Here is a 26743-nt window from a genome sequence, read left to right as displayed (position 1 = left end):
TGAAGATGGATGTCATCATGATTAGCGGCGTGTTGTATGCCCTGCTGGCGGGGTTAATGTGGGGGCTGATTTTCGTTGGCCCGTTGCTGGTGCCGGAATACCCGGCGGTGCTGCAGTCGATGGGGCGCTATCTGGCGCTGGGACTTATCGCCCTGCCGCTGGCGTGGCTCGGCCGCGCGCGTCTACGCCAGCTGAAGGGTAAGGACTGGTGGACCGCGCTGGCGCTGACAATGATGGGGAACCTGATCTATTACTTCTGTCTGGCCAGCGCCATTCAGCGCACCGGCGCGCCGGTATCGACGATGATTATCGGCACCCTGCCGGTGGTACTGCCGGTGTGCGCCAACCTGCTTTATAGCCAGCGCGATGGCAAGCTGCCGTGGCGGCGGCTATTTCCGGCGCTAATCTGTATTGCGCTGGGGCTGGTATGCGTCAACGTGGCGGAGCTGCAGCACGGGCTTCCTGATTTCAGCCCGTGGCGCTATGGTTCGGGCATTCTTCTCGCGCTGATCTCCGTCGTCTGCTGGGCGTGGTATGCCCTGCGCAACGCTCGTTGGCTGCGTGAAAACCCGGATAAGCCGCCAATGATGTGGGCTACCGCGCAGGCGTTGGTCACCCTTCCGGTCTCGCTGGTCGGTTATATCGCCGCCTGTGGGTGGCTGCAGAACCAGCATATCGACTTCCCGCTCCCCTTCGGCCCGCGCCCGGCGGTGTTCATCGTCCTGATGCTGGCGATCGCCGTACTCTGTTCGTGGGTCGGCGCACTGTGCTGGAATATTGCCAGCCAGCGCCTGCCGACGGTGATCCTCGGGCCGCTGATCGTCTTCGAGACGCTGGCCGGTCTGCTGTACACCTTCCTGCTCCGCCAGAGCCTGCCGCCGCTGCTGACGCTCAGCGGGATCCTGCTGCTGGTGCTCGGCGTGGTGTCGGCGGTTCGCGCCCGCCCGGATAAACCGGTCCTGCAGGAACTACGCGTTGAGCCAAAAAAATAGCCTGGTATCCCAAAGGGGTATTCCCATCTATATAAGATGCATTTAATATGCATCTTATATTTTTGATGACGAGGTAATTGCTATGGCTTTCCGTGACCAACCTTTGGGCGAGCTGGCGCTGAGCATCCCGCGCGCCTCCGCGCTGTTCCGTCAATACGATATGGATTACTGCTGCGGCGGCAAACAAACCCTGGAGCGCGCGGCGACGCGCAAAGCGCTGGATGTTGCGGCGATTGAAGCCGAGCTGGCGAAACTGGCCGAGCAGCCGGTCGAGCGCGACTGGCGCGCCGCGCCGTTCGCCGACATCATCGACCACATCATCGTTCGCTATCATGATCGCCACCGCGAACAGCTGCCGGAACTGATCCTGCAGGCAACCAAGGTTGAACGCGTCCACGCCGATAAACCGAACGTGCCAAAAGGGCTAACCAAATATCTGACCATGCTGAACCAGGAACTCTCCAGCCACATGATGAAAGAGGAGCAGATCCTGTTCCCGATGATCAAGCAGGGCATGGGCGCTCAGGCCGGCGGTCCTATCAGCGTAATGGAAAGCGAGCATGACGAAGCGGGCGAACTGCTGGAAGTGATCAAGCACATCACCCATAACGTGACGCCGCCGCCGGAAGCCTGTACTACCTGGAAAGCGATGTACAACGGCATTAACGAGATGATTGACGACCTGATGGAGCACATCAGTCTGGAAAATAACGTGCTGTTCCCGCGTGCCCTCGCCGGAAAATCATAAAAAAAGGCGCCCGCAGGCGCCCTCTCGACATTATCAGTTTATTGGCCACTCCGGGTGGCCTTTTTTATTTCGCTAGACGTTTTTTACCGGCAAACAGCCAGCCCGCGCCCAGCAGAACAAACCACAACGGGGTGACCATCAGCGCTTCGCGGGTATCATCTTCCAGCGTCAACAGCACCAGTACGAAGACGAAGAAAGCCATGCACACCCAGCACATCACTTTACCCAGCGGCATCTTATAGATGGACTTCTCGTGCAGCTGCGGACGCTTTTTACGATAGACCAGATAAGAGCAGAGGATAATAGTCCAGACGAACATGAACAGAATCGCCGACACCGTGGTGATCATGGTGAAGGCGGCAATCACGCTCGGGTTGACCATCAGCATTACCACGCCGCCCAGCAGACACATGCAGGAGAAGGTTAAGCCCTTCGCCGGCACCGCGCGCTTCGACAGCTTGGCGAACATTTTCGGCGCCTGACCTTCCTGCGCCAGACCGAATAGCATACGGCTAGTGGAGAACACTCCGCTGTTAGCGGAAGAGGCGGCGGAAGTCAGTACCACGAAGTTGATCAGGCTGGCGGCAGCCGGCAGACCAACCAGAACAAACAGTTCAACGAACGGACTCTTGCTCGGCACGACGGAGCTCCACGGCGTCACCGACATAATCACAATCAGCGCGAAGACGTAGAACATAATGATACGCAGCGGGATGGAGTTGATCGCCCGCGGCAGCGATTTTTCCGGGTCCTTGGTTTCCGCCGCGGTGGTACCAACCAGCTCAATACCCACGAAGGCGAATACCGCTATCTGGAAGCCGGCAAAGAAACCGCTGAGGCCTTTCGGGAACCAGCCGCCGTCATTCCACAGATGCGCGAATGAGGCTTCGACGCCGGTCGGCGATTTAAAGTGCATCATCACCATCACCAGGCCGACCACAATCAGCGCCACGATGGCGACGATTTTGATCATCGCGAACCAGAACTCCATTTCGCCAAACATCTTCACGGTTGCGAGGTTCAGGCCCAGCAGCAGCAGGATAACCGCTAACGAAGCGACCCAGTCAGAAAGTCCGGGGAACCAGAACTGCGCGTAGGCGGTGATGGCGACAACGTCCGCCATCCCGGTGACCACCCAGCAGAACCAGTAGGTCCAGCCGGTAAAATACCCCGCCCACGGCCCTAACAGGTCGGAGGCGAAGTCACTGAATGATTTATATTCGAGGTTCGACAGCAGTAATTCACCCATCGCACGCATGACGAAGAACAGCATAAAACCGATGATCATATAAACAAAAATAATGGATGGCCCGGCGAGACTGATGGTCTTGCCTGACCCCATAAACAGCCCGGTGCCGATCGCCCCGCCGATAGCAATAAGCTGAATATGCCGGTTAGTGAGATTTCGCCGTAGCGATTGTTCAGTCGTCTCCTGCTCGTCGGCAACGACTTTGACCTGATCTACCATGTGATTTTCTTCCTGTTGTACCTGTCTGTGTTGTTCAGGCTCTGTTGGCCTGTCATTTGTCGCAACCCTGGCAAGAGGGTTTATCGATATTAGGTAAGAATCGGAGGGATGAATACTATGATTTAGATATAATGTTAATTTTATGTTTAAAGTGAGTGTTATATCACCAATGTAACGCGAAACAGCTCACAAAAATACACTCAACAAACTTATATGCAATATAAAATTCCAATAAATTTATAACTTAAGGATTTTGCACTATTTTTATTGGCTCCCTCCCCTCTGCGGGAGAGGAAGCCCCTGGTGCTTAAATAATGTCCAGCAGCTCAACTTCAAAGATAAGAGTGCTGAATGGCGGGATAGAAGCGCCCGCGCCGCGCTCGCCGTAAGCCAGGTTGTGCGGAATGGTCAGTTCCCATTTGGAACCTACCGGCATCAGGGTCAGCGCTTCGATCCAGCCGCCGATCACGCCGGTCACCGGGAATTCAGCCGGTTCGCCGCGGGCTACGGAGCTATCGAACACGGTACCGTCGATAAGCTTACCGGTGTAGTGAACGCGTACGCGGTCGGTGCGCGCCGGGATCGGGCCTTCGCCCTGCGTCAGTACGCGGAACTGCAGACCGGATTCAGTGCTGTTCACGCCTTCTTTTTCACGGTTTTCATCGAGGTATTTCTGGCCATCGGCGGCCATCGCCTGGAAGCGCTCGCGACGCACGGCGTCAGCGCGTTCATGGATTTCACGCAGCGCGCGGTGTACGGCTTCAACCGGCACCTGCGGCTGGTTGCCTTCCAGCGCATCGGCAATGCCGGCAACCAGCGCTTCCGGCAGCAGCCCCTGCAGGCCGGATTCGCTCAGTTGTTGTCCAACCTGCAAGCCGATACCGTAACTTGCCTGCGCTTCGATAGTGTCAAAAGTCGGGGTTGCCATCTTTGTTCCTTTTTTGGGTGATAAACATCTTGAGAAAAGCGTTCGAAAGCATAACAGCCATAGAGGAATGGGTAAAACTTTGTCGGCGGATGATGACAAATCTCAGCGAAACAGAAACAATAGGCGATATCAGGTTAACCTCTACCTTCAGGACGTTAGCCGTCTATACTCATAAGCAGGATAAAAATATGCGGAGCAGGAGGAAAGCCATGCCCGGGCGCTTTGAACTGACATCTACCCTGGCGAAGATCTGGCACGCCCCGGATCAACTTCGTCTCATGGATCCGCTACCGCCCATGCATCGCCGCGGCATCATCGCCGGCTTCCTGCTGGTGATTATTGGTTTCCTGCTCCCCTCCGGCGATAACAGCACGCCGACCCAGGCAAGCCGTGAAGCCAGTCTCGATTTGCAGTCCCAGTCTCAGCCGCAAGGTTCGGGTAATCAGGCCGTGCCGCTTCCGCCAATCACCAATACGCCGACGGTCAGCGATGCCGATCAGGTTGCGCCTGTGGCGCCTGAAGCCATTCAGGATGAACAGCCTGACCAGCCGCAAACGTCTTCCTCTTCTCAGCCGTATCAACAACCGGCGCAGCAGCAGTCTGCGCCGGGTATTGAACAGCAGTGGCGCACCTACCGGATTGAATCGGGCAAAACGCTGGCGCAACTGTTCCGCGACCACGGTCTGCCAGCCACTGACGTCTACGCCATGGCGCAGGTCGAAGGCGCCGGCAAACCATTAAGCACCTTGCAGAGTGGACAGACGGTGCAAATTCGCCAGAACGCCAACGGCGTCGTCACCGGCCTCACTATTGATACCGGCAACGGCCAGCAGGTGCTGTTCACCCGCCAGTCGAACGGCAGCTTCGTGCGTGCGCGATAAACGCTTCGCTTAGGCCGGGTTGTACGCCCGGCCTAACGCGCCTGGCTTTTGTTCACCCAGCGGATCCCTACACACACCAGGACCAGCGCGATCGCGTACTTCCACTCAAAGATATTCTCGCCAAGAAAGATCGCTGACAGCACCGTCCCGGCCACCGGGATAACAAAGTTAAACGGCGCAATCATACTGACGCGATTGTGCTTGAGCAGCACGCTCCATAGCGCAAAAGCTATCGACGACAGCAGAGTTAAATAGCCAAGGATCATCGCTGCGGTCAGGCTGTGCATCCGTAGCTCCCCGCCGGTCAGATACCCGCCCGCCACCAGCACCAGACCGCCGAAGGCCAGCTGCCAGCCGGTCATCACCGTCGGGTCGACGGTTTGCGAGATGCGTTTGCCGTAGAGCGTCGCCGCCGAGAGGATGAACGCCGCCAGCACGACAAAGCCATCACCCTGCCAGACAAAATTAAAATCGCCCAATGAGGCGTTGAAGTTCACCAACATCACGCCGACGAAGCCAAGCACGCAGCCGATAGTTTTGTTGTAGCTGAGCCGGTCATTCTGATAGATAAAATGCGCCAGCAGAACGCTGAAAAACGTCCCGGTGGCATTCATGATCGATCCCTTCACTCCAGTGGTGAACGCCAGGCCGACGTAGAAGAAGGCGTACTGGATAGCGGTCTGCGTTAGCCCCAGCATCGCCAGCTGCCCGCACTGGCGGCCATTGAGCCGGGCGATGGGTTTGCGCTGTGCCAGCGCAAACAGCAGCAACAATAAGCCCGCAAACAGAAAGCGATATCCGGCAAAAACAATTTTTGAGGGAACATCATCGGTGGCGATGTGCAGAAGCTCATAGCCGTTTTTTATCGCGGGATAAGAACTGCCCCACAGCAGACAGCATAGCGTCGCGCAGACATAAGCTACTTTTTTATTGGCAAAAATCGAAGGGGTCGGAGAGGAAGCGTCCATTAACTTTACCGGAAATAAAATCGTGTTTTATTTTATTATCCAGAAAGCGGCGAGAATAGCTACCATACCAGATAAAAATCAGGCAGGCGCTAAAAAGCAAAACGCCGGCACAAGGCCGGCGCATCGACGTGAGTTGAGTAAAAAATTACTCAGCTACAACGTTAACAACCAGTTTAGCGAAGACTTCGCTGTGAACCTGGAAGTCTACTTCGTGCTCACCGGTGGTGCGCAGAACGCCGTTCGGCAGGCGAACTTCGCTCTTCGCAACGGCAACGCCAGCTGCAGAAACAGCGTCAGCGATGTCGCGAGTACCGATGGAACCGAACAGTTTACCTTCGTCGCCAGATTTGGACGCGATGGTAACGGTGCCCAGTGCGTTGATTGCTTCAGCACGTGCGTTAGCAGCGGCCAGAACGTCAGCCAGTTTGGCTTCCAGTTCAGCGCGGCGCGCTTCGAAGAACTCAACGTTTTTCTTGGTAGCTGGAACAGCTTTACCCTGTGGTACCAGGAAGTTACGAGCATAGCCCGCTTTAACGTTTACCTGATCACCCAGGCTACCCAGGTTTGCTACTTTATCAAGCAGAATAACTTGCATTACCTTATCCTCTCAAAGTCGTATTAATGGACCGTGACCGATTACTGATGACGATCAGTGTACGGCAGCAGGGACAGGTAGCGTGCGCGTTTGATAGCGCGAGCCAGCTGACGCTGATATTTTGCACGGGTACCGGTGATACGGCTTGGGACAATCTTACCGCTTTCGGTGATGTAGTTTTTCAGCGTAGCGATATCTTTATAGTCGATCTCTTGAACGCCTTCCGCGGTGAAACGGCAGAACTTGCGACGACGGAAATAACGTGCCATATGGCTAGTCTCCAGAATCTATCAATTCAATCTGCTCGGCATGCAGAACCATTTTACTCAAGCCGTTCTTTGCCTTATGGCAACTAATGAACCCTTGAACGGTGACTGCGCTACCGACCGTTATACTGTGAGTAATGGCCTGGTTCTCGTGTCCGCTAATAATAACGGGCATTTGGCACCACGCCTGCCGGTGAAAACCGGCTTCCTCCTGCACAGAACGATGCTCAAGCACGAACTGGCAATGAGGAATTCCTGACGGGCTGACCTTTCGAAGGGGCATCCTGCACACGGTGCCGGACAACACCAGACGGTTGGTCATCAGGATTACTCTTCAGAATCCCCAGCTTCAGAATCATCTGCGGTTTCGTTAGCGAAATCTTCACGACGCTCACGGCGCTCGTCTTTCGCTTTAACCATCGGAGATGCTTCGGTAACAGCGTGCTTAGTACGCATTACCATGCTGCGGATAACGGCGTCGTTGAAGCGGAAGTTAGTTTCCAGCTCATCGATCGCTTCCTGCGGCGCTTCAACGTTCAGCAGAACGTAGTGAGCTTTGTGCAGTTTGTTGATCGGATAAGCCAGCTGACGGCGGCCCCAGTCTTCCAGACGGTGGATCGTACCTTCTGCTGCAGTGATTGCACCAGTGTAACGTTCGATCATGCCCGGAACCTGTTCGCTCTGGTCAGGATGGACCATAAAAACGATTTCGTAATGACGCATCGAATTGCTCCTTACGGATTATTCAGCCTCCTGTCTGGGTCAGCCGCGGCCCATGGAGGCAAGGAACGTGTTAAAGGGCGGCTGAAAAATTGACGCGTCATTCTAATTGCGCCCCCCCAGGAACACAAGCGCATTTGCACAAATAATTCGCACTAAGCGCCAAGCTGGGCTAAGTGGGTGATTTAAAATTAACCAATAAGGAACGCGGCATTTTTTTGAACAACTGCATCAGAAAAGGTCGCTATCAGGCGGCACGCCAGCGATTACAATTTAATCAATAGCCAGACACCAGCAAGAGGAGTCCAGCGTTTTACCCGTACTGTCAGTAAGGAGCGTTCTATGAAAAGCATTATCATCGCCGTAATGGCTGCGCTACTCCTTAGCGCCAACGCGCTGGCAGCCATCAAAATCGATGGGCGTCAGGCTCGCAACATGGACGATGTGCAGAGTCTGGGCGTAATTTATATCAATCATAATATGGCTAGCGAACAAGAAGCCGAACAGGCCCTGAACCAGGAAAGCGATGCCCTGGGAGCGAAGTACTTCCAGCCAATCCTGATTCACGAACCGCAGAGCAATGGCCTTATTCATGCCAGCGCCGCTATTTACCGCTAGCCCAGGTCGATGCTTCGCCTCTCCTCACGAGGGGCGAAGCGAATAACCGATGTAAACGCAATTGAGAATTATTTTCCCAACTGACTTACCAGCGTCATCGCAACCTGATTTAATCATCAATTCACCGTTTGATAATCAGGAGTGATTGATGGTCCCGCGTTTCGCGACCTTAGGTCGTATCCCGAAAGGAGTTTGGGTGCTCGGCGGCGTCAGCCTGCTAATGGATGTCTCGTCAGAGATGATCCACAGCCTGCTCCCGTTGTTTATGGCCACTACGCTCGGCGCCAGCGTCATTATTATCGGTCTTATCGAAGGGCTGGCCGAAGCCACCGCCTTAATCCTCAAAGTCTTCTCCGGCGTCATTAGCGACTACGTTGGCAAACGCAAAGGGCTGGCGCTGCTTGGCTACGGGCTGGGGGCGCTGAGTAAACCGCTGTTTGCCCTCGCGCCGAGCGCCGGGGTGGTATTTAGCGCCCGCATGATCGACCGCGTCGGAAAAGGTATCCGCGGAGCGCCGCGCGATGCGCTGGTCGCCGACGTAACGCCGCCGGAGATCCGTGGCGCGGCCTACGGGCTACGCCAGGCGCTGGATACCGTCGGCGCCTTCCTCGGCCCGCTGCTGGCGGTGCTGCTGATGTTTATATGGCATAACGATTTTCACGCTATCTTCTGGGTGGCGGTCATTCCCGCCGTACTATCCATTGCTCTACTGGGCTTTGGCCTGCAGGAGCCGAAATCCGCCATCGCGCACAAACGTAGCAATCCGCTGAAGCGCGAAAACCTGAAAAAGCTCTCCGCCGCCTACTGGTGGGTGGTCGCGATTGGCAGCATTTTCACCCTCGCCCGCTTCAGCGAAGCCTTTTTGGTACTGCGCGCCCAGCAGATGGAGATCCCGCTGTTTACTATTCCGCTGGTGATGGTCGCGATGAACCTGGTCTACAGCCTCACGGCTTACCCGTTCGGTAAGCTCTCTGACAGCATGAGCCACAGCAAACTGCTGCAATGGGGGCTGCTGGTGCTGATCCTCGCCGATATCGTGCTGGCGGTCAGCGGCCACTGGAGCACGCTGCTGATCGGCGTCGCGCTGTGGGGGATTCATATGGGGATGACGCAGGGGCTACTGGCGGCGATGGTTGCGCATACCGCGCCGCCGGAACTACGCGGTACGGCATTCGGCATGTTTAACCTGATGAGCGGCCTGGCGCTGCTGCTGGCCAGTACCGGCGCAGGAGTACTGTGGGAAACCTTCGGCGCTGCCTCGACGTTTTACGCCGGCGCGATGATTTGCGTGGTCACGCTCATCGGCATGCGCTGTATGCCATCGGCTTATCGTCAGGGTTAAAACGGCTCCGGGGCCAGACCAGTTGCTTCACCCTGAGGTGAAAGCCCCGGAGCGCGTAACTTACTTCTGCCCGTAGTAGGCGTCAGGCCCGTGTTTACGCAGAAAATGTTTCTCCATTAGCCAACTGTCGATGGGCTGTAGCTGCGGATTAATGCCGCGGGCGATCCACGCCATTCGCGCCACTTCTTCCATCACTACCGCATTGTGCACCGCCTCATGGGCATCTTTCCCCCAGGAGAACGGCCCATGCTGATAGACCACAATCCCTGGCGTATGTAACGGGTTGGCCTCGCCCAGCGTTTCGATAATCACCTTTCCGGTGTTCAGCTCATAGGCCTCTTCCACCTCCTGTGCGCTGAGCGCCCGGGTACAGGGGATATCGCCGAAGAAGTAGTCCGCGTGGGTGGTGCCGAGCGCCGGGATTGCCAGCCCCGCCTGCGCCCAGGCGGTAGCGTGCGTCGAGTGGGTATGCACCACCCCGCCGAGGCCGGAATAGCGACGATAGAGCGCAAGATGGGTCGCGGTATCAGAAGAGGGACGCCAGCGCCCTTCCACCACGTTGCCCTGCAAATCGACCACCACCATATCATCGACGGTCATTGACTCGTAGGCTACGCCGCTGGGCTTGATCACCACCAGCCCACGCTGCCGGTCGATTGCGCTGACGTTGCCCCAGGTAAAGGTCACCAGCCCGTAGCGCGGCAGATCCATATTAGCTGCAAATACCTGCTGTTTAAGTTGCTGCATTATGCCGCCTCCGTCAGGCCCGCGCGCGCCATCCGCGCTTTCACCCAGTCGCGAGCCTTTGCGACTTCCGCCGCCGGGTCATCGGTGGTTTCACTCCACATCTCAATCAGATACGGGCCGCAGTAGCCCGTCTGCTTGAGCGTTTCGAAGCAACGTTCAAAATCGACGACGCCTTCACCGAACGGTACGTTTTTAAAGACGCCGGGCTTCGTATCTTTGACGTGCACCGCCACGATATGCCCCATACCGGCCTGCAGCTCCATCTGTACGTCGTTATCCCACGCCGACAAATTGCCAATGTCCGGATAAAGCTGAAACCATGGATTATTCAGGTAGTGGGCATAACCCAGCGCCTTGCTGATCGAGTTCATCAGCGGATAGTCCATGATCTCCATCGCCAGCGTCACCTGGGCCCGGCTGGCCATCTCGACGCTCTCTTTCAGGCCTTCGCGAAAACGGCGGCGCGTTTCATCGTTCGCCTGCTGATAATAAACGTCGTAGCCCGCCAGCTGGATCACCCGAATCCCCACATCCTGCGCCAGCTGGATGGCTTTACGCATAATTTCCAGCCCCTGATTACGCACCGCGTCATCTTCGCTGCCGAGCGGAAAACGACGATGGGCGCTGAGGCACATCGATGGCACCCGGACGCCGGTTTCGGCTACCGCCTTGACCAGCGCCAGGCGCTGCTCCTGGCTCCAGTCCAGCCGCGCAAGGCGGGCATCGGTTTCATCAAGCGACATTTCAACAAAATCAAAACCCAGCGTTTTCGCCAGCTGTAACCGCTCCAGCCAGCACTCCCCGGCGGGGAGCGCTTTTTCATAGATACCGAGCGGAATGTGTTTCGACAACATAGCCGCTCCTTATCCCCACAGCTGGGCGATAGAGCGTTTAAACTGGCGAGCCGCTTCCACCGGCGAGGCGGCATCGCGGATGCTGCGACCGGCAATAAAGACGTGAATAGGAATACCGGCGAACAGCGGCAGGTCTTCCAGCGCCAATCCGCCGGTCACGGTGACTTTGAAGCCCATATCGGAAAGACGCTTAATCGCACTGATATCCGCCTCGCTCCACGCCACGCCCGCGGCCTGCGCGTCGCGGCTGCGGTGATAGACCACCTGCTGAATGCCCGCATCGCGCCACGCCTGCGCCTGCTCCCAGGTCCAGAAGCCGGTCAGTTCAATTTGTACGTCGCCATTGAACTCTTTGGCGACATCCAGCGCCCCCTTGGCGGTGTTGATATCGGCGCAGCAGATCACGGTCACCCAGTCGGCGTTGGCTTCAAAGCACATCCGCGACAGGATTTTTCCGGCATCGGCGATTTTGGCATCCGCCAGTACGATTTTATGCGGGTACAGCGCTTTCAGATCGCGCACCGCGCGCACCCCTTCGCCGACGCAGAGAATCGTGCCCACTTCAATGATATCCACCTCTTCGGCGATCAGGCGGGTGGTCTCATAGGCGTGAGACAGGGTTTGGTTATCCAGCGCAACCTGCAACATTGGTAACTGAGACATCGTATCAACTCCCTCTTAAACAGCCGCCGCAGTGGCGTTTTCAATTAAATCCAGCACTTCCTGCTCGGTGCGGCAGGCGCGTAAACGGTCGAAATTGGCTTCATCATCAAACAGGTTAACGATCTGCATGATGCCCACCTCCTGGTGGGTGGTGGCGTCAACTGCCGCCATGGTGATCAGAATGTCGACCGGGTCGTTATCTTCGTGATTGAAAATCAGCGGTTTTTTTAGCGTCACCAGCGCGAAGCCGGTTTTCTTAACGCCCTCTTCCGGACGCCCATGAGGCATCGCCAGGCCCGGCGCGATAACAAAATAGGGACCATGCTGCGCGACGCCATCGAGGATCGCCTGGTAGTAACGCGGTTCCACTACGTCGGCGGCCACCAGCAGATCGACGCCGATTTTCACCGCCGCCTGCCAGCTTTCCGCCTCCGCCTGCAGGCGTATGGAGTGGTTCTGCGCCAGAGAATCATGAAGTTTCATGGCGGCTCCTTATTTCACATCCTGCGGGAAGTGGGCTTTGATCACTTCAAGCAGTTTTGGGCCGAAATCCGCAGGGGACAGCATATTGCGCACGCCAACCACGTATTTATTGCCAGTGACGGTGATTTCGCCGGCGATGTGGGTCGAGGCAATAATGATATCCGCGCCGTTTAGCTCGCTTTTATACTCACCTACCGCGCAGCTGTTCACCGTGTGGTCGATGTTTGATTGCGTCAGGAACTGGTCCACCTTCATTTTCATGATCATGGAACTACCTTGCCCGTTGCCACACACAGCCAGAATACGTACGGTCATAATCAGAACTCCTTATTGAGCAGAGGCTTCTGCCAGTTGTTTTTCCGCGTCTTCCTCGGCGCGCAGCGCGCGGCCGGCGAAGAACATATAAGCCAGTGAAATCAGAATAATGACGGCCATAAACGCCAGCCCTATCGAGGCGAAACCCTGCATCATCGGCGGCGCCAGGATTGACCAATCCGCCATGCCCATCCAGGCGCTCATTCCGGTCAACTTCACCGCCCACACGCAGCCGAAGATTTCAATCATGCCCATCACCAGACAGATCTTGAGCGCCGCGCGCCAGCCGCCGAAGTGATTAGCAAAGACGCCAATCGTCGCGTTAGAGAAGAACATTGGGATAAAGCCCGGGATGATCAGAATGGAGGAGCCAACGCCGACGAGAATACCAACGGCAATCAGTTGGCCGATGGTGCCCCACATAAAGCCCCAGACCACGGCATTCGGCGCGAAGCTATAGATAGCGGCGCAGTCGATCGCCAGCACGGCGCCGGGGATCAGGCGCTGTGAGATACCGTTGAAGGCTTCGGACAGCTCGGCGACGAACATACGCACGCCCTGGGTAATGATGAAAATGGCCACGGCGAAGGAGAAACCGGTCTGCAGGATATAGACCGTCCAGTGGGTTTTGCCCGCCATCGCCTGTACAACATCGATGCCAAAGGAGAGCAGAATGGCGCCAAAGAAAATGGTCATCACAATCGCGGTAGAGACGATGTTGTCGTGGAAAATATTGAGCCAGCCCGGCAGCTTGAGGTCTTCGACGCTCTCCTCTTTTTTCCCCAGATACGGCGCCACTTTATAGGCAATCCACGAGGCAAACTGCTGTTGGTGACCGATAGAGAAGCCGCAGCCGTCGGTAACCAGTTGAGTCGGCTTAAACATCATGTTGGAGGTGATACCCCAGTACAGGGAGACCAGCACCGCGGTGCAGATAATGGTCGTCCACATGGAGTAGCCGAAGATGAAGAAAGAGACCGCAATCAGCCCCGCCTGCTGAAACATGATATGGCCAGTCAGCATGATAGTGCGGATGCCGGTAATGCGGCGCAGCAGGACGTAACAGATATTTAGCGCCAGGGCCAACAGCACCGCATACCCCACCCAGCTATAGGCCTCGCCCATCCGGTCGATGGTCGCCATCATTGAGGCGTAGGTATCGGAAATCGCGCCATTGATGCCATAGACCTCTGACATTTTCGCCACCACCGGCTTAAAGGTGCTGGTAAGAATGCCGGAGCCGGCTTGTAACAGCATGAAACCAATGATGGTTTTGATCGTGCCTTTGATAATCACGCTGACGCTTTTACGCAACAAGATATAGCCAAGGCAGGTCACGATACCCAGCAGCAGCGGGGCATTAGTCATTACCTGATTAAAGAAGACGGTAAAGATGTTGTAGAGGATCTCCATAACACACTCCAGAAGAGGAAGGCTTTGAACGCGCATGACGCTCAGCAGTTGTCGTCTCCCTCACTCTAATAATCAAAAACAATCACAACAAGATTGAATTTGATTAAATGTGACGCATCACGCAAATAATCATATTTTTTGTGCGTGTATTTTCCACTACGTCACGACATAACCAAACAAACCACTAATATCAACAATATACATACATGCTTGATATTAAATTCAGGGTTTATCAGCGCGTTAGCGCAACGCTCTCACCGCTTTTTCTTGAAAATAGTCGATTGCATTCCTGAAAAAACAGTGCCAGTATCAATCAAAACAAATCACCAATTGATTACTTTTGAAATAAAAGAGGAAGAGATCGATGAGTAAAGTGCAAACCATCACCCGTGAATCCTGGATTTTGAGCACTTTCCCGGAATGGGGTAGCTGGCTGAATGAAGAGATCGAACAAGAGCAGGTTGCGCCGGGCACCTTTGCCATGTGGTGGCTGGGATGCACCGGCATTTGGCTAAAATCGGAAGGCGGCGCTAATATTTGCGTCGATTTTTGGTGCGGTACCGGTAAGCAGAGCCACGGTAATCCGCTGATGAAAACCGGCCACCAGATGCAGCGCATGGCCGGGGTGAAAAAACTACAGCCGAACCTGCGCACTACGCCATTCGTGCTCGATCCTTTCGCCATCCGCCAAATTGACGCCGTGCTGGCGACGCACGATCACAACGATCATATCGACGTTAACGTCGCCGCCGCGGTGATGCAAAACTGCGCCGCCGATGTGCCGTTTATCGGACCAAAAACCTGCGTTGATCTGTGGATTGGCTGGGGCGTGCCGGCAGAACGCTGCATCGTCATGAAGCCGGGCGATGTGGTGAAGATCAAAGACATTGAGATCCACGCGCTCGACGCATTCGATCGTACTGCGCTCATTACCCTGCCAGCCGATCAAAAAGCCGCCGGCGTGCTGCCGGACGGCATGGACCAGCGCGCGGTCAACTATCTGTTCAAAACGCCGGGCGGCAACCTGTACCACAGCGGCGACTCACACTATTCCAACTACTATGCAAAGCACGGTAACGAGCATCAGATTGACGTCGCCCTCGGTTCCTATGGGGAAAACCCGCGCGGTATCACCGACAAAATGACCAGCGCCGATATCCTGCGCATGGCGGAATCGCTAAATGCCAAAGTGGTCATTCCGTTCCACCATGATATCTGGTCCAACTTCCAGGCCGACCCACAGGAGATCCGCGTACTGTGGGAGATGAAAAAGGATCGTCTGAAATACGGCTTCAAGCCGTTTATCTGGCAGGTCGGCGGTAAATTTACCTGGCCGCTGGATAAAGACAATTTCGAATACCACTACCCACGCGGATTCGATGACTGCTTTACCATTGAGCCAGACCTGCCGTTCAAATCCTTTTTGTAATCCTATTCCGGCGGGCGCGCCCGCCGGAATTCCCTTTCCACATTAGTATTTAGCGTTAATTTCAAATATCATCTTTGCTTGTCACTTTTAATCGGATTCGCTCATGACTGAAGCGCAAAGACATCAAATTTTACTGGATTTGCTGGCGCAAACGGGATTTGTCACCGTTGAACAGGTAATCTCCCGCCTCGGCATCTCTCCGGCGACGGCAAGACGCGATATCAATAAGCTGGATGAAAACGGCAAGCTGAAAAAGGTCCGTAATGGCGCGGAAGCCATCAGCGAACAGCGCCCACGTTGGTCGCCAATGAACATTCATCAGGCGCAAAACCACGATGAGAAAGTGCGGATTGCCCGCGCCGCCTCGCAACTGGTTTCTCCGGGCGAAAGCATCGTTATCAACTGCGGCTCCACCGCCTTCCTGCTTGGCCGTGAATTATGCGGCAAACCGGTGCAGATCATTACCAACTACCTGCCGCTGGCCAACTATCTGATTGACCAGGAGCATGACAGCGTGATCATTATGGGGGGGCAATATAACCACAGCCACTTCATCACCCTCAGCCCGCAGGGTAGCGAAAACAGCCTGTATGCCGGGCACTGGATGTTCACCAGCGGCAAAGGGTTAACCGCCGAGGGATTGTATAAAACCGATATGTTGACCGCGATGGCCGAGCAGAAAATGCTTAACGTCGTTGGCAAACTGGCGGTACTGGTCGATAGCAGCAAAGTCGGCGAACGCGCCGGGATGCTGTTCAGCCAGGCCAGCCAAATCGACCTGGTTATCACCGGCAAGCAGGCCGATGAAACGATCCTCAAGCAGCTTGAGGATCAGGGCGTGCAGGTTATCCGCGTTTAAAGATGCTGCCGGAAAAAGGCGGTGGTCGCGTCCAGCGCTTCCGGGGTAATGCGGTGGCGTACGCCCTTTTGCCACTGGCAGGTCAGGTTAGTTGCCAGGCCGCTCTGCGTTAACGCCTGCTGCAGGCGAAATGTGTCGCCGGGCGGAACCACGTCGTCTGCGTCGCCGTGCCACAGCAGCAGCGGCTTGTCGGCTAGCGCCGCTAACTGATGAGTCACGTCCCACTCCGCCAGGCTTGCCGTATCGAATCCGGGCGACGGAAACAGCGTCTGCGCGAGGCTGCTGAAATAGCCTGAGCCCATCAGGCAGGCCACGCATTTTAGCTCCGGATGATGGGTCATGATACCGAGCGCAGTCATGCCGCCCATTGATGCGCCGGCCACCGCCAGCCGTTCATCTTCAAGCCATCCCTCTGCGATAATCGCGTCTCGCAGGGCGGGAAATTCAAGAAAATTCTGTCGCAGGATCGGCCAAAAACGCTGCATTCGCCCCTCCTCGTCGCCGCGAAAACGCGCGCCATGTTCGGCGGCATCCGGCATAATCACCCGGAACCCGGCTTCGGCCAGCGCGACGGCGAAGTAGCTGTAGACCAGCCTGGAAGAGGTAAAACCGTGATAGAAGACGATAACCGGCAGAGGCTTATCCGCCATCCCAGCCGGACAGGCATGGATCGCTTCACCGCCTGCCAGATTGCGCATTTCGAGTGTAATCAACTATCGTCTCCTTCTTTATAGTGGCACGGCGTCTCGCACCAAAACATTCGTCAAAGCTTTGCGTTGAGCACGATTTATAATGTTGAGAGCTCGGTTACGCTTTCATAACATTTTCATTCGAAAATCGCGCGATAGATAACAATTCGGGAACATTCCCCAGAAATGATGTTCAGGCTACCACTACACTATCACTATCAGGAAACGAGATATGGTCATGCGTAGGTTTACACCGTGGTTACTGGCTCTCGCCTTAAGCGGATGTAGCGTCCTGCAGGGTACGCCGGAGGCGCCGCCGCCGGCAAGCGATCATCCGCAGGAAATTCGTCGCAATCAGACTGAGGGCCTGCAAAAGATAGGTACCGTCAGCGTGCTGATGTACGGTTCGCCGATGGATGTCGAGACCGCGTTGAAAGCCAAAGCAGAAGCCGCAAAAGCGGATTACTACGTCATCGTTATGATCGATGACACCATGGTTCCCGGCCAGTGGTATTCGCAAGCGATTCTGTATCAAAAATAGCGGTGTGATGCGTTTTTAACCAGCTTTACACTGCTTTGCGTCCATTCACGTTCTCCTGCGCATAATAACGTTCGGCCAGCCTTTTTGGCAGAACGTTAGCAAACGGACTGCCCTCGGGATTACGTGAAATGGAGCTGACGATGAAACGATCACTGACCTTACCCAGCCTGTTGCTGACTACCGCGACGGCCAATACTTCCGCTCAGTCAGCCGAATTCGCCAGTGCGGATTGCGTCACTGGCCTGAACGAAATTGGTCTGATTTCCGTCAATAATATCTCCGGCAGTCAGCAGGATGTCGAGCATGCCATTGCCGTAAAAGCCGATGAGCAGGGCGCTTCCTGGTATCGTATCGTTCAGATGTATGAAGAGCCGCAGCCGGATAGCTGGCGAGTGCAGGCCATTCTCTACGCCTGAGACGGCTGTCGTCCGCGCCCCATCGCCCGTAGCAGCGCATCGTCCAGCAGTTGAGCGTCCAGGCGGATACCTCCTCGCGGATCCAGCATCATCCGGCACCACGCCTGGGCCAGCGGCGGCGATGCAAAGCGCAGCATCTGCGCCCCCGCCCCCAGGCAATACACCAGACGCGCTATTTCTCGTCCCTGCGCCTCAACCGGCCGCCGCAAGAGTTGCTGAAGCTGTCGCCACGCGCGGTCATAATGCCGGTTCTGCCCCTTGACCTCAGCGCACTCCGCCGCCAGCATTTCTAACGCCGCCGGCTGCTTGCCAAGCACCCGCATTACGTCGAGGCACATAATATTGCCGGAACCTTCCCAGATACTATTCACCGGCATCTCACGGTATAAGCGCGGGAGTTCGCTCTCTTCGCAATAACCGATACCGCCCAGCACTTCCATCGCCTCGGCGACAAACGGTATACCGGCGCGACAGATAGCAAACTTGGCGGCCGGGGTAAATAAACGAGCCCATAGCACTTCATGCGCATCGTCGCGCCGATCCCAGGCGCGAGCCAGACGGAACAGAAAAGCGGTTTGTCCTTCAAGACGCAGCGCCATCTGGCCCAGCACCTGACGCATCATCGGCTGATCGGCCAGATTCTTGCCGAACGCCTGACGCTGCAGCGCATGGTACAGCGCCACCGAGTATGCGCGGCGCATCAGGGCATGGCTGCCGGCCGCGCAGTCGAAGCGGGTCAGCGCGCCCATCTTGAGAATTTGCCGCACGCCGTCGCCCTCTTCGCCTATCAGCCACCCGCAGGCGTCAAAGAATTCGGCTTCGCTACTGGCGTTAGAGCGGTTACCTAATTTATCTTTCAACCTCTCCAGGCGCACGCCATTGCGTTGGCCATCGGGTAAAAAGCGCGGCACAAAGAAGCAGGAGAGCCCGCCCGGCGTCTGGCCTAATACCAGATGCGCATCGCTCTGCGGCACCGAGAAGAACCATTTATGGCCCACCAGCCGATAGAATCCTTCCGCCGTTTTTTCCGCTCGGGTGGTATTGCTGAGCACATCCGAACCGCCCTGTTTTTCGGTCATTCCCATGCCAATCAGCAATCCACGTTTCTGATCGCCCGGTGCGAGATGCGGGTCATAGCGATCGCTGAGTAATGGCGGCAACCAATCGCTGAACACCGCAGGTAACGCGCGCTGCAGCAGCGGCGTTGCGGCGAAGGTCATGGTTATCGGGCATAACGTTCCCGCCTCCACCTGGGCATGCAGCATAAAGCGGGCGGTACGGGCAACAAATGAACCCGCGCGGGCGTCTTCCTGCCAGGCGAGATTATGCACCCGGTTGGCGCACAGTCCCTGCATCAGCAAATGCCAGGCGGGATGAAACCGCACGTCATCCAGCCGGGCGCCGGTGGCGTCATAGCGTAATAGTTCTGGCGGGTTGCTATTCGCCAGTCGCCCCAGCTCCAGCGATTCCGCCGTGCCCAACTGTTGGCCGATGCTGGCGAGCAGATCGCCATCCCAACCGGCGCCTTCACGCACTACCGCCTCACAAAGCGCGGTATCGGACAAAAACAGATTGCTGTTACACAGCGGCGTCGGTTGATTGAATACGGTATGCGTTTGCCAGTGCATGATGTCTCCCTCCGTCAATGGCTCTGACAGTAAGTATGGTCGCCCGCATAGACGGTCACAAAAAAACCGCTACGCCTTCGTGAAGCCCATCACAGGCATAAGAATTTAAAATTTCCTCAGGAAAAATGTATGGAATAATTTATTCATTCGTTACTGTTTTGTATCAGTCGGGGCTTCCTATGCACACCGCCAGCACAACATCAGCGGCGCAAAAACGCGCGCTGATCGCCGGTTCTATCGGTAACTTTATTGAATGGTACGAGTTTGCGGTCTATGGCTTTCTGGCGACCGTAATTGCAAAAAACTTCTTCCAGTTGAACGGGGAAGCGCCGCTGACCGGGCTGATTCTGACTTACGCCTCTTTCGCGATTGCGTTCTTCTTTCGCCCGCTGGGCGCCATCGTTTTTGGCCGTCTCGGCGATCGTATTGGCCGCAAGCCGACGCTGATTATCGTGTTGGTACTGATGACGCTCGCCACCACGGCAATCGGGCTGGTACCGGTTTACGCCAGCATCGGTATTGCGGCGCCACTCCTTCTGACCGGATTACGTATTCTGCAGGGGTTGTTTGCCGGCGGCGAGTATGGAGGAGCGGTATCGCTGATGACCGAGTTCGCCCCTAAAGGTAAACGCGGTCTGTATGGCGCATGGCAATCTTTTACCGTGGCATTAGGGTTGCTGGCAGGCGCAGGCGTGGTCGCGCTGATTTCCGCCGTACTGAGCCCCGAAGCGCTGCATGACTGGGGCTGGCGAATTCCCTTTTTCCTCGCCATACCGATGGGCATCGTTGCGCTATGGCTACGCGTTAAAATGGAAGAGACGCCGGGCTTTTTACGCCAGCAGCAGACTACGCCGCCTGCGGAAACCCGCGCCAGTTGGCGCCAGACGCTCAAAGCGATTTTCACCGGCATTGGCCGGCTGATGGTATGGTCGGCGGCGGGTTATACCTACCTGGTGATCATGCCCTCGTACCTCCAGTCCGCGCTGCACACCGGTTTTAATCAGGCGCTGCTGATTGCGGTGATCTCCAACATTGGCTTCGCCATCACCATCTTGCCTGCCGGGATGCTCAGCGATCAGTGGGGACGTCGGCGGGTGATGGTCGCGGCTGCGGTATTGCTGCTGGTACTGGCGCTGCCGCTGCTGAAAATATTGCAGGCGGAAAGCAGCACGCTGCTGGTGAAAGGTATCGTGGTGCTGATTGCGGGTGGACTGGTGGGGATTCTGGCCGGGCCTGGGCCGGCGATGCTGGCGGAGATGTTCCCTACCAGGGTGCGTTATACCGGGCTGGGGTTAGCCTATTCGCTATCAAATGCCGTGTTTTCCGGCTGCGCCGGATTGATTATTACCGGCCTGATTAAACAGACCGGTAATCTGGACATTCCGGCGTACTACGTGATGGCGACGGCCGTCGTCAGTATTGCCGCGCTAATGACGCTCAATAAGAACGACCATCTGCGCGCGCTGGACGACTAACCCGCCGCGCCAGCGGCGGCTTAGCTGCGCTGGCGCACCGCTTCAAACAGGCAGATACCGGTGGCGACAGAGACGTTCAGCGAAGAGACGCTACCCGCCATCGGGATGCTGATCAGTTCATCACAATGCTCGCGGGTCAAACGACGCATACCTTCACCTTCCGCGCCCATCACCAGCGCCATCGGGCCGGTCATTTTGCTCTGGTACAGCGTATGGTCGGCTTCGCCGGCGGTACCGACAATCCACACGTTTTCTTCCTGCAGCAGACGCATAGTACGCGCCAGATTGGTGACGCGGATCAGCGGCACGCTTTCCGCCGCGCCGCAGGCGACTTTTTTCGCCGTAGCGTTGAGCTGAGCGGAACGATCGCGCGGCACGATCACCGCATGCACGCCTGCGGCGTCGGCGCTACGCAGGCAGGCGCCGAGGTTGTGCGGATCGGTGACGCCGTCGAGGATCAGCAGGAACGGTTGATCGAACTGCGCCAGCAGATCCGGCAGATCGTTTTCCTGATACTGACGTCCCGGCTTCACGCGGGCAATGATGCCCTGATGCACCGCGCCTTCGCTTTTCTCATCGAGGAACTGGCGGCTGGCAACCTGAATCACCACGCCCTGCGCTTCAAGGGCATGGATCAGCGGCAGCAGACGCTTATCCTCACGGCCTTTCAGAATAAAAACTTCCTGAAAACGCTCAGGGGCGCGTTCCAGCAGTGCCTGCACCGCATGGATGCCGTAAATCATTTCACTCATTGATGTACTCGTTTTAGGTTCTGTTATCCGTTCCCTTCACCCCGCTCTGCGCCAGCAGACTTCAGGGCGAAGGGACGTCAATCACTCGGCGATCTTCTTTTTCGCCGCGCGCTTGGCTTTGGTTGCCGCGGCGATTTTCTGCGTTTTCGCCGACGGTTTTTTCGCTTTCTTTTCGCCTTTCGGTTTGGCTTTAGCTTTCTCTTTTTCCTTACGGAAGGCGCTATCCGGCTCGAAGTTTACCTGCTTGCCTACCTGACGACGACGGCCGCCGCCGTTTTTACCCGGCGCGCCCTTCTTCGCTTTTTCGCGTGCGGTTTTGCCAACATTACGCGGACCGCGTTCGCTGGAAATCAGGCTGAAATCAATCTTACGCTCATCCATATTGACCGCTTCGACGCGCACTTCCACGCGGTCGCCCAGGCGGTAAGTCTGGCCGCCGGACTCGCCGATCAGCCGCTGCCCGACCTGGTCGAAGCGATAGTAGTCATTATCCAATGAGGAGACATGTACCAGACCATCGATAAACAGATCGTTCAGGCGGACGAAGAAGCCAAAGCCGGTGACGCTTGCGATCACGCCGGAGAAGGTGTTGCCCACCTGATCCTGCATGAAGTCGCACTTCAGCCAGTCTGACACTTCGCGCGTCGCTTCATCGGCGCGGCGCTCGGTCATCGAGCAGTGCTCGCCCAGCTGCAGCATCTCTTCCATGCTGTAGTGCCAACCGCCGGTCTCGGTGCTATTGCCTTTATGTCCCTGCTCTTTCGCCAGTAAATACTTAATAGCGCGATGCAGCGACAGGTCAGGATAACGACGGATCGGCGAGGTGAAGTGCGCGTATGACTGCAGCGCCAGGCCGAAGTGGCCGCGGTTTTCCGGATCGTAGACCGCCTGCTTCATGGAACGCAGCAGCATCGTCTGCAGCATTTCCGCATCCGGGCGATCGGCGATGGAAGTCAGCAGCTCGGCGTAATCGCGCGGCTCCGGTTTGTTGCCGCCCGGCAGCTCCAGCCCCAGCTCCGCCAGCACGGTGCGGAAGGCGGTAATCGCTTCGGTGCTTGGCTTATCGTGAATACGGAACAGCGCTGGCTCCTGCGCTTTCTCAACGAAACGCGCCGCGGAGATGTTCGCCAGAATCATGCACTCTTCGATCAGCTTGTGCGCATCGTTACGCTGAGTCTGTTCGATACGCTCGATACGACGCTCGGCGTTGAAGATGAATTTAGCTTCTTCACTTTCAAATGAGATACCGCCGCGCTCTTCACGGGCGCCATCCAGCACCTTATAGAGGTTATGCAGCTCTTCAATATGCTTCACCAGCGGCGCGTAGTGTTCGCGCAGCTCTTGATCGCCCTGCAGCATATGCCAAACCTTGGTGTAGGTCAGACGGGCGTGAGAGCTCATCACCGCTTCATAGAATTTAAAGCCGGTCAGGCGACCTTTTGACGAGATCGTCATTTCGCAGACCATACACAGGCGATCGACCTGCGGATTCAGCGAGCACAGGCCGTTGGACAGCACTTCCGGCAGCATCGGTACGACCTGCGAAGGGAAGTAGACTGACGTCCCGCGGCTGCGCGCTTCGCCGTCCAGCGGCGTACCGGGGCGCACGTAATAGCTCACGTCGGCGATAGCCACCCATAGACGCCAGCCGCCGCCGCGTTTTTTCTCGCAGTACACCGCGTCATCAAAGTCGCGGGCATCTTCGCCGTCAATAGTAACCAGCGGTAGAGAGCGCAAATCAACGCGCCCGGCTTTCGCCTCTTCCGGCACCTGCTCTTTGAGGCCGGAGACCTGTTTTTCCACCGCCGGCGGCCAAACGTAAGGGATCTCATGGGTACGCAGCGCCATATCAACGGCCATGCCGGTGCCCATATTGTCGCCCAGCACTTCAACTATTTTGCCGACCGCCTTGGTACGACGGGTTGGACGCTGGGTCAGTTCGACCACCACCACGTAACCCATGCGGGCGCCCATGATCTCTTCAGGAGGGATCAGGATATCGAAGCTTAGACGGCTGTCGTCCGGCACCACGAAGCCCACGCCGGCATCGGTGAAGTAACGGCCGACGATCTGGCTGGTTTTCGGCACCAGCACGCGAACGATGCGCGCTTCGCGACGGCCCTTACGGTCCGCGCCCAGCGGCTGGGCCAGCACCTGATCGCCATGAATACACATTTTCATCTGCTCAGATGAAAGATACAGGTCGTCTTTGCGCCCTTCGACGCGTAAAAAGCCGTAGCCGTCGCGGTGGCCAATAACGACGCCTTTGACTAAATCGAGACGTTCCGGCAGCGCATAACACTGACGGCGAGTAAAGACCAGCTGGCCATCGCGTTCCATTGCCCGCAGGCGGCGACGCAGCGCTTCAGTTTGTTCTTCGCCCTCAATATTTAACTCAATCGCCAGCTCGTCGCGGCTGGCCGGTTTTTCACGTTTGGTTAAATGTTCGAGGATAAATTCCCGGCTCGGGATGGGATTCGCGTACTTCTCAGCTTCGCGTTCCTGGAATGGGTCTTGTGACATATCGGTTCCTCCGTTGTCATCTCCGATGAAAGTCTGACTGCGTTTTACGCCGCCGCTTTGTGGGTTCTCTTTACGCTGCGGCGCAAATCATTCAGCGCTTTTCTTCCACCAGTAATAATTTATATAGCGGTTGATTCTTTTCAACCAAATCGGCCAGCGTGTAGTTATCCAGTTCCTTCAGGAAACTTTGCGCGGCTTCGGCAAGTGCCTGTTTCAGGCGGCAAGCGGGAGTAATGTGGCAAAATTCGCTGCTGCAATTCACCAGCGATAGCGGCTCAAGATCGCGCACAACATCACCCACGCGAATCATTTTAGCCGGCTTGCCAAGGCGAATCCCCCCATTCTTTCCCCGCACGGCCGTCACATAGCCAACACGGCTTAACTGATTGATTATTTTGACCATATGATTACGGGAAACGCCATAGACATCCGTCACCTCGGAAATACTGGTCATTCGGTCATCCGGCAACGACGCCATGTAAATCAGCGCGCGTAATCCGTAATCGGTGAAACTCGTTAACTGCACATCAACCTCAGGGTAAGGGGAAAGCGGTGAATCCGCGGGTATTAACTCTATTGATGATAAACCAGCCAGCGCTCAGGCCGCTAATTTATTTGAAATGGGGCGGGCGAACTGCAAAAACAAGGGCGCCCGAACGGCGCCCCTGGATGATGATTACGCGTCGAACGGATCGCGCAGAATCATAGTCTCAGTACGGTCAGGACCGGTAGAGATGATATCAACCGGCACGCCGGTCAGCTCTTCAATACGCGCGATGTAGTTCAGCGCTGCCTGCGGCAGGCCGCTACGCTCTTTCACGCCGAAGGTAGTTTCGGACCAGCCCGGCATGGTTTCGTAGATAGGCTCGATACCTTCCCAGTTGTCGGCAGCCAGCGGAGTGGTGGTCACTTCACGGCCGTCCGGCATACGGTAACCGACGCAGATTTTAACTTCTTTCAGGCCGTCAAGGACGTCCAGTTTGGTCAGGCAGAAGCCGGACAGGGAGTTAATCTGCACCGCACGGCGTACCGCGACAGCGTCCAGCCAGCCGGTACGACGACGACGGCCGGTAGTGGCGCCGAATTCGTTACCCTGCTTGCACAGGAACTCGCCGGTTTCATCAAACAGCTCGGTCGGGAACGGGCCCGCGCCTACGCGAGTCGAGTAAGCTTTGATGATACCCAGAACGTAATCCACATAACGCGGGCCCAGGCCGGAACCGGTCGCCACGCCACCCGCGGTGGTGTTGGAGGAAGTTACGTACGGATAGGTACCGTGGTCGATATCCAGCAGCGTGCCCTGCGCGCCTTCGAACATTACGAAGTCGCCGCGCTGACGCGCCTGATCGAGCAGATCGGAAACGTCAACGACCATGCTGGTGAGGATGTCGGCAATCGCCATCACATCGTCCAGCACTTTCTGGTAGTCAACCGCTTCTGCTTTATAGAAGTTCACCAACTGGAAGTTGTGATATTCCATCACTTCTTTCAGTTTGTCAGCGAAGGTGGCTTTATCAAACAGGTCGCCAACGCGCAGGCCGCGACGGGCGACTTTATCTTCGTAAGCCGGGCCGATACCGCGACCGGTCGTACCGATAGCTTTCGCGCCACGCGCTTTTTCACGCGCTACGTCCAGCGCGACGTGATAATCGAGAATAAGCGGGCAGGCTTCAGAGAGCAGCAGACGCTCACGAACAGGGATACCACGGTCTTCCAGACCTTTCATCTCTTTCATCAGCGCAGCCGGAGACAGCACAACACCGTTTCCGATGATGCTGGTTACATTCTCACGGAGAATACCTGATGGAATAAGATGGAGGACGGTTTTTTCACCGTTGATTACGAGAGTATGGCCTGCGTTATGGCCACCCTGGTAGCGCACAACATATTTAGCCCGTTCTGTCAGGAGATCGACGATCTTCCCTTTACCTTCGTCACCCCATTGGGTGCCCAGTACGACGACGTTGTTACCCATTTTTTCAAAATCACCGTTTGCTTAAAAATGGATTCTACCATCGCTTTTTCAGAGTTACAGCACTTTTTGCACTCAAAATGAGGTTAATCCGATTATTTTTTGATCAGCCAATCGATTTCCTCAACATGTAGTAGATGACAATGCCAGCCACCACAAGACCGCCGCCAAAGCGACGCAATAAATTATCCGGCAGTTGGCTCATTGTCGCTACCATCTTGCGCCAGGCGCGGGGATAAAGCAGTGGGCCAAGACCTTCGAGAACTAAAACCAGCGCCAGTGCCAGCCAAATTGTTGCATTCATTATTGATGACCCTTATAGAAAAACAAAACCGCCGCCAGTTGGCGCCGGTGAGTATTACCGCAAACCCTTTTTCTTTCTTCACATTCTCCGGCATTTCACAGGCAATATGAAACCACTAGCTGAGAGAAAAATCACAATCTATGGCATAAAAAAA

General features: G+C 56.1%; 30 protein-coding genes. 10 read left to right on the top strand and 20 right to left on the bottom strand.

Annotation, left to right across the window (positions count from 1 at the left end; genetic code table 11):
- Window positions 1-17: 17 nt before the first annotated feature.
- Together PGR23_RS14630 and ytfE are read left to right on the top strand one after the other, a co-directional pair.
- A complete protein-coding gene (locus tag PGR23_RS14630) occupies window positions 18-992 on the top strand; it encodes a DMT family transporter (RefSeq protein ID WP_289578054.1) in 975 nt (324 codons plus the stop codon).
- Window positions 993-1074: 82 nt separating this feature from the next.
- A complete protein-coding gene (ytfE, locus tag PGR23_RS14625; protein ID WP_396280002.1) occupies window positions 1075-1740 on the top strand; it encodes an iron-sulfur cluster repair protein YtfE in 666 nt (221 codons plus the stop codon).
- A gap of 64 nt (window positions 1741-1804) precedes the next feature.
- Here the strand turns inward: ytfE and cycA are convergent, their stop codons facing one another.
- The gene (gene cycA / locus PGR23_RS14620) at window positions 1805-3208 is read right to left on the bottom strand and encodes a D-serine/D-alanine/glycine transporter (RefSeq protein ID WP_015368603.1); all 1404 of its coding nucleotides are present in this window, start codon (window positions 3206-3208) and stop codon (window positions 1805-1807) included.
- A gap of 307 nt (window positions 3209-3515) precedes the next feature.
- A complete protein-coding gene (gene fklB, locus PGR23_RS14615) occupies window positions 3516-4136 on the bottom strand; it encodes an FKBP-type peptidyl-prolyl cis-trans isomerase (protein ID WP_002886687.1) in 621 nt (206 codons plus the stop codon).
- 209 nt (window positions 4137-4345) lie between these two features.
- Here fklB and PGR23_RS14610 point away from each other — a divergent pair, with 209 nt between their 5' ends.
- Window positions 4346-5017 carry a LysM-like peptidoglycan-binding domain-containing protein gene (locus tag PGR23_RS14610; protein WP_047046269.1) on the top strand — a complete coding sequence of 224 codons (672 nt, stop codon included), beginning with the start codon at window positions 4346-4348 and terminating at the stop codon, window positions 5015-5017.
- Between the two features lie 32 nt (window positions 5018-5049).
- Here PGR23_RS14610 and PGR23_RS14605 read toward each other — a convergent pair whose 3' ends face one another.
- The 5 genes from PGR23_RS14605 to rpsF form a co-directional block, all read right to left on the bottom strand.
- On the bottom strand, window positions 5050-5985 hold the full coding sequence (locus tag PGR23_RS14605) for a DMT family transporter (protein WP_047046271.1): 936 nt from the start codon (window positions 5983-5985) through the stop codon (window positions 5050-5052).
- A 145-nt stretch (window positions 5986-6130) separates the two neighbouring features.
- Window positions 6131-6580, bottom strand: coding sequence for a 50S ribosomal protein L9 (rplI, locus tag PGR23_RS14600; protein ID WP_015368607.1), 450 nt, complete (start codon window positions 6578-6580; stop codon window positions 6131-6133).
- A gap of 41 nt (window positions 6581-6621) precedes the next feature.
- Window positions 6622-6849: a 30S ribosomal protein S18 gene (gene rpsR, locus PGR23_RS14595; RefSeq protein ID WP_000135199.1), complete on the bottom strand. Its 228-nt coding sequence runs from the start codon at window positions 6847-6849 to the stop codon at window positions 6622-6624.
- A 4-nt stretch (window positions 6850-6853) separates the two neighbouring features.
- On the bottom strand, window positions 6854-7168 hold the full coding sequence (gene priB, locus PGR23_RS14590; RefSeq protein WP_015704181.1) for a primosomal replication protein N: 315 nt from the start codon (window positions 7166-7168) through the stop codon (window positions 6854-6856).
- A 5-nt stretch (window positions 7169-7173) separates the two neighbouring features.
- Entirely contained in the window at window positions 7174-7569 is a 396-nt protein-coding gene (gene rpsF, locus PGR23_RS14585) for a 30S ribosomal protein S6 (protein WP_004098001.1), read from the bottom strand.
- A gap of 339 nt (window positions 7570-7908) precedes the next feature.
- Here rpsF and PGR23_RS14580 point away from each other — a divergent pair, with 339 nt between their 5' ends.
- Window positions 7909-8184 carry a DUF1471 domain-containing protein gene (locus tag PGR23_RS14580; RefSeq protein WP_045396896.1) on the top strand — a complete coding sequence of 92 codons (276 nt, stop codon included), beginning with the start codon at window positions 7909-7911 and terminating at the stop codon, window positions 8182-8184.
- Between the two features lie 148 nt (window positions 8185-8332).
- Window positions 8333-9526, top strand: a complete 1194-nt coding sequence (locus tag PGR23_RS14575) for an MFS transporter (protein ID WP_213797771.1) — start codon at window positions 8333-8335, stop codon at window positions 9524-9526.
- Window positions 9527-9586: 60 nt separating this feature from the next.
- Here PGR23_RS14575 and PGR23_RS14570 read toward each other — a convergent pair whose 3' ends face one another.
- The 6 genes from PGR23_RS14570 to ulaA are packed head-to-tail and all read right to left on the bottom strand — an operon-like array spanning window position 9587 to window position 14001.
- On the bottom strand, window positions 9587-10273 hold the full coding sequence (locus PGR23_RS14570) for an L-ribulose-5-phosphate 4-epimerase (RefSeq protein ID WP_015704178.1): 687 nt from the start codon (window positions 10271-10273) through the stop codon (window positions 9587-9589).
- Window positions 10273-11127, bottom strand: a complete 855-nt coding sequence (locus PGR23_RS14565) for an L-ribulose-5-phosphate 3-epimerase (protein ID WP_045396890.1) — start codon at window positions 11125-11127, stop codon at window positions 10273-10275. The genes PGR23_RS14570 and PGR23_RS14565 overlap by 1 nt, the downstream gene beginning before the upstream one ends.
- A gap of 9 nt (window positions 11128-11136) precedes the next feature.
- Window positions 11137-11790: a 3-keto-L-gulonate-6-phosphate decarboxylase UlaD gene (gene ulaD / locus PGR23_RS14560; RefSeq protein ID WP_015368613.1), complete on the bottom strand. Its 654-nt coding sequence runs from the start codon at window positions 11788-11790 to the stop codon at window positions 11137-11139.
- A gap of 15 nt (window positions 11791-11805) precedes the next feature.
- A complete protein-coding gene (gene ulaC / locus PGR23_RS14555) occupies window positions 11806-12273 on the bottom strand; it encodes a PTS ascorbate transporter subunit IIA (RefSeq protein WP_063415149.1) in 468 nt (155 codons plus the stop codon).
- Between the two features lie 9 nt (window positions 12274-12282).
- Window positions 12283-12588 carry a PTS ascorbate transporter subunit IIB gene (gene ulaB / locus PGR23_RS14550; protein ID WP_001577590.1) on the bottom strand — a complete coding sequence of 102 codons (306 nt, stop codon included), beginning with the start codon at window positions 12586-12588 and terminating at the stop codon, window positions 12283-12285.
- A gap of 12 nt (window positions 12589-12600) precedes the next feature.
- A complete protein-coding gene (ulaA, locus tag PGR23_RS14545) occupies window positions 12601-14001 on the bottom strand; it encodes a PTS ascorbate transporter subunit IIC (protein ID WP_015368616.1) in 1401 nt (466 codons plus the stop codon).
- Between the two features lie 364 nt (window positions 14002-14365).
- Between ulaA and ulaG the strand changes: the two genes are divergently transcribed.
- A complete protein-coding gene (gene ulaG, locus PGR23_RS14540; RefSeq protein WP_045396887.1) occupies window positions 14366-15430 on the top strand; it encodes an L-ascorbate 6-phosphate lactonase in 1065 nt (354 codons plus the stop codon).
- A gap of 103 nt (window positions 15431-15533) precedes the next feature.
- Window positions 15534-16289, top strand: a complete 756-nt coding sequence (gene ulaR / locus PGR23_RS14535) for an HTH-type transcriptional regulator UlaR (RefSeq protein ID WP_015368619.1) — start codon at window positions 15534-15536, stop codon at window positions 16287-16289.
- Here the strand turns inward: ulaR and yjfP are convergent.
- Window positions 16286-17002: an esterase gene (gene yjfP, locus PGR23_RS14530; protein ID WP_047046276.1), complete on the bottom strand. Its 717-nt coding sequence runs from the start codon at window positions 17000-17002 to the stop codon at window positions 16286-16288. The genes ulaR and yjfP overlap by 4 nt on opposite strands.
- Window positions 17003-17210: 208 nt before the next feature.
- On the opposite strand from yjfP, the gene bsmA reads away from it, so the two are divergent.
- Window positions 17211-17519 carry a biofilm peroxide resistance protein BsmA gene (gene bsmA, locus PGR23_RS14525; protein ID WP_047046278.1) on the top strand — a complete coding sequence of 103 codons (309 nt, stop codon included), beginning with the start codon at window positions 17211-17213 and terminating at the stop codon, window positions 17517-17519.
- Window positions 17520-17659: 140 nt separating this feature from the next.
- On the top strand, window positions 17660-17935 hold the full coding sequence (gene yjfN, locus PGR23_RS14520; RefSeq protein ID WP_020079815.1) for a DUF1471 family protease activator YjfN: 276 nt from the start codon (window positions 17660-17662) through the stop codon (window positions 17933-17935).
- Here yjfN and PGR23_RS14515 read toward each other — a convergent pair.
- Window positions 17926-19563: an isovaleryl-CoA dehydrogenase gene (locus PGR23_RS14515; protein ID WP_045396883.1), complete on the bottom strand. Its 1638-nt coding sequence runs from the start codon at window positions 19561-19563 to the stop codon at window positions 17926-17928. The genes yjfN and PGR23_RS14515 overlap by 10 nt on opposite strands.
- Window positions 19564-19742: 179 nt before the next feature.
- On the opposite strand from PGR23_RS14515, the gene PGR23_RS14510 reads away from it, so the two are divergent.
- On the top strand, window positions 19743-21038 hold the full coding sequence (locus PGR23_RS14510; protein WP_047046281.1) for an MFS transporter: 1296 nt from the start codon (window positions 19743-19745) through the stop codon (window positions 21036-21038).
- A 20-nt stretch (window positions 21039-21058) separates the two neighbouring features.
- Here PGR23_RS14510 and rlmB read toward each other — a convergent pair whose 3' ends face one another.
- From rlmB to PGR23_RS14485, 5 genes are all read right to left on the bottom strand, one after another.
- The gene (gene rlmB, locus PGR23_RS14505) at window positions 21059-21790 is read right to left on the bottom strand and encodes a 23S rRNA (guanosine(2251)-2'-O)-methyltransferase RlmB (protein WP_047065981.1); all 732 of its coding nucleotides are present in this window, start codon (window positions 21788-21790) and stop codon (window positions 21059-21061) included.
- An 81-nt stretch (window positions 21791-21871) separates the two neighbouring features.
- Entirely contained in the window at window positions 21872-24313 is a 2442-nt protein-coding gene (gene rnr / locus PGR23_RS14500; RefSeq protein ID WP_045396877.1) for a ribonuclease R, read from the bottom strand.
- Window positions 24314-24404: 91 nt separating this feature from the next.
- Complete coding sequence (gene nsrR, locus PGR23_RS14495) at window positions 24405-24839, bottom strand: nitric oxide-sensing transcriptional repressor NsrR (protein WP_045379682.1); 435 nt, start codon at window positions 24837-24839, stop codon at window positions 24405-24407.
- 150 nt (window positions 24840-24989) lie between these two features.
- Window positions 24990-26288, bottom strand: coding sequence for an adenylosuccinate synthase (locus tag PGR23_RS14490; protein WP_045396875.1), 1299 nt, complete (start codon window positions 26286-26288; stop codon window positions 24990-24992).
- 103 nt (window positions 26289-26391) lie between these two features.
- Complete coding sequence (locus tag PGR23_RS14485; protein ID WP_015368629.1) at window positions 26392-26589, bottom strand: DUF2065 domain-containing protein; 198 nt, start codon at window positions 26587-26589, stop codon at window positions 26392-26394.
- Window positions 26590-26743: the final 154 nt, after the last annotated feature.

The sequence above is a fragment of the Klebsiella sp. 141162 genome (assembly GCF_050600755.1).
Taxonomy (GTDB): Bacteria; Pseudomonadota; Gammaproteobacteria; order Enterobacterales; family Enterobacteriaceae; genus Klebsiella; species Klebsiella aerogenes.
This window is presented reverse-complemented; position numbering and strand designations above follow the sequence as displayed.

What these genes read in the sequence shown, in the direction of transcription:
- cycA (WP_015368603.1), bottom strand. Translation starts at nt 3,208, where the DNA reads ATGGTAGATCAGGTCAAAGTCGTTGCCGACGAGCAGGAGACGACTGAA.
- PGR23_RS14605 (WP_047046271.1), bottom strand. Translation starts at nt 5,985, where the DNA reads ATGGACGCTTCCTCTCCGACCCCTTCGATTTTTGCCAATAAAAAAGTA.
- PGR23_RS14630 (WP_289578054.1), top strand. Translation starts at nt 18, where the DNA reads ATGATTAGCGGCGTGTTGTATGCCCTGCTGGCGGGGTTAATGTGGGGG.
- ulaG (WP_045396887.1), top strand. Translation starts at nt 14,366, where the DNA reads ATGAGTAAAGTGCAAACCATCACCCGTGAATCCTGGATTTTGAGCACT.
- ulaC (WP_063415149.1), bottom strand. Translation starts at nt 12,273, where the DNA reads ATGAAACTTCATGATTCTCTGGCGCAGAACCACTCCATACGCCTGCAG.
- PGR23_RS14580 (WP_045396896.1), top strand. Translation starts at nt 7,909, where the DNA reads ATGAAAAGCATTATCATCGCCGTAATGGCTGCGCTACTCCTTAGCGCC.
- PGR23_RS14485 (WP_015368629.1), bottom strand. Translation starts at nt 26,589, where the DNA reads ATGAATGCAACAATTTGGCTGGCACTGGCGCTGGTTTTAGTTCTCGAA.
- fklB (WP_002886687.1), bottom strand. Translation starts at nt 4,136, where the DNA reads ATGGCAACCCCGACTTTTGACACTATCGAAGCGCAGGCAAGTTACGGT.
- yjfN (WP_020079815.1), top strand. Translation starts at nt 17,660, where the DNA reads ATGAAACGATCACTGACCTTACCCAGCCTGTTGCTGACTACCGCGACG.
- ulaA (WP_015368616.1), bottom strand. Translation starts at nt 14,001, where the DNA reads ATGGAGATCCTCTACAACATCTTTACCGTCTTCTTTAATCAGGTAATG.
- PGR23_RS14575 (WP_213797771.1), top strand. Translation starts at nt 8,333, where the DNA reads ATGGTCCCGCGTTTCGCGACCTTAGGTCGTATCCCGAAAGGAGTTTGG.
- rpsR (WP_000135199.1), bottom strand. Translation starts at nt 6,849, where the DNA reads ATGGCACGTTATTTCCGTCGTCGCAAGTTCTGCCGTTTCACCGCGGAA.
- PGR23_RS14510 (WP_047046281.1), top strand. Translation starts at nt 19,743, where the DNA reads ATGCACACCGCCAGCACAACATCAGCGGCGCAAAAACGCGCGCTGATC.
- rpsF (WP_004098001.1), bottom strand. Translation starts at nt 7,569, where the DNA reads ATGCGTCATTACGAAATCGTTTTTATGGTCCATCCTGACCAGAGCGAA.
- PGR23_RS14610 (WP_047046269.1), top strand. Translation starts at nt 4,346, where the DNA reads ATGCCCGGGCGCTTTGAACTGACATCTACCCTGGCGAAGATCTGGCAC.
- ulaD (WP_015368613.1), bottom strand. Translation starts at nt 11,790, where the DNA reads ATGTCTCAGTTACCAATGTTGCAGGTTGCGCTGGATAACCAAACCCTG.
- rnr (WP_045396877.1), bottom strand. Translation starts at nt 24,313, where the DNA reads ATGTCACAAGACCCATTCCAGGAACGCGAAGCTGAGAAGTACGCGAAT.
- PGR23_RS14570 (WP_015704178.1), bottom strand. Translation starts at nt 10,273, where the DNA reads ATGCAGCAACTTAAACAGCAGGTATTTGCAGCTAATATGGATCTGCCG.
- PGR23_RS14515 (WP_045396883.1), bottom strand. Translation starts at nt 19,563, where the DNA reads ATGCACTGGCAAACGCATACCGTATTCAATCAACCGACGCCGCTGTGT.
- rplI (WP_015368607.1), bottom strand. Translation starts at nt 6,580, where the DNA reads ATGCAAGTTATTCTGCTTGATAAAGTAGCAAACCTGGGTAGCCTGGGT.
- rlmB (WP_047065981.1), bottom strand. Translation starts at nt 21,790, where the DNA reads ATGAGTGAAATGATTTACGGCATCCATGCGGTGCAGGCACTGCTGGAA.
- ulaR (WP_015368619.1), top strand. Translation starts at nt 15,534, where the DNA reads ATGACTGAAGCGCAAAGACATCAAATTTTACTGGATTTGCTGGCGCAA.
- ytfE (WP_396280002.1), top strand. Translation starts at nt 1,075, where the DNA reads ATGGCTTTCCGTGACCAACCTTTGGGCGAGCTGGCGCTGAGCATCCCG.
- ulaB (WP_001577590.1), bottom strand. Translation starts at nt 12,588, where the DNA reads ATGACCGTACGTATTCTGGCTGTGTGTGGCAACGGGCAAGGTAGTTCC.
- priB (WP_015704181.1), bottom strand. Translation starts at nt 7,168, where the DNA reads ATGACCAACCGTCTGGTGTTGTCCGGCACCGTGTGCAGGATGCCCCTT.
- bsmA (WP_047046278.1), top strand. Translation starts at nt 17,211, where the DNA reads ATGGTCATGCGTAGGTTTACACCGTGGTTACTGGCTCTCGCCTTAAGC.
- PGR23_RS14490 (WP_045396875.1), bottom strand. Translation starts at nt 26,288, where the DNA reads ATGGGTAACAACGTCGTCGTACTGGGCACCCAATGGGGTGACGAAGGT.
- PGR23_RS14565 (WP_045396890.1), bottom strand. Translation starts at nt 11,127, where the DNA reads ATGTTGTCGAAACACATTCCGCTCGGTATCTATGAAAAAGCGCTCCCC.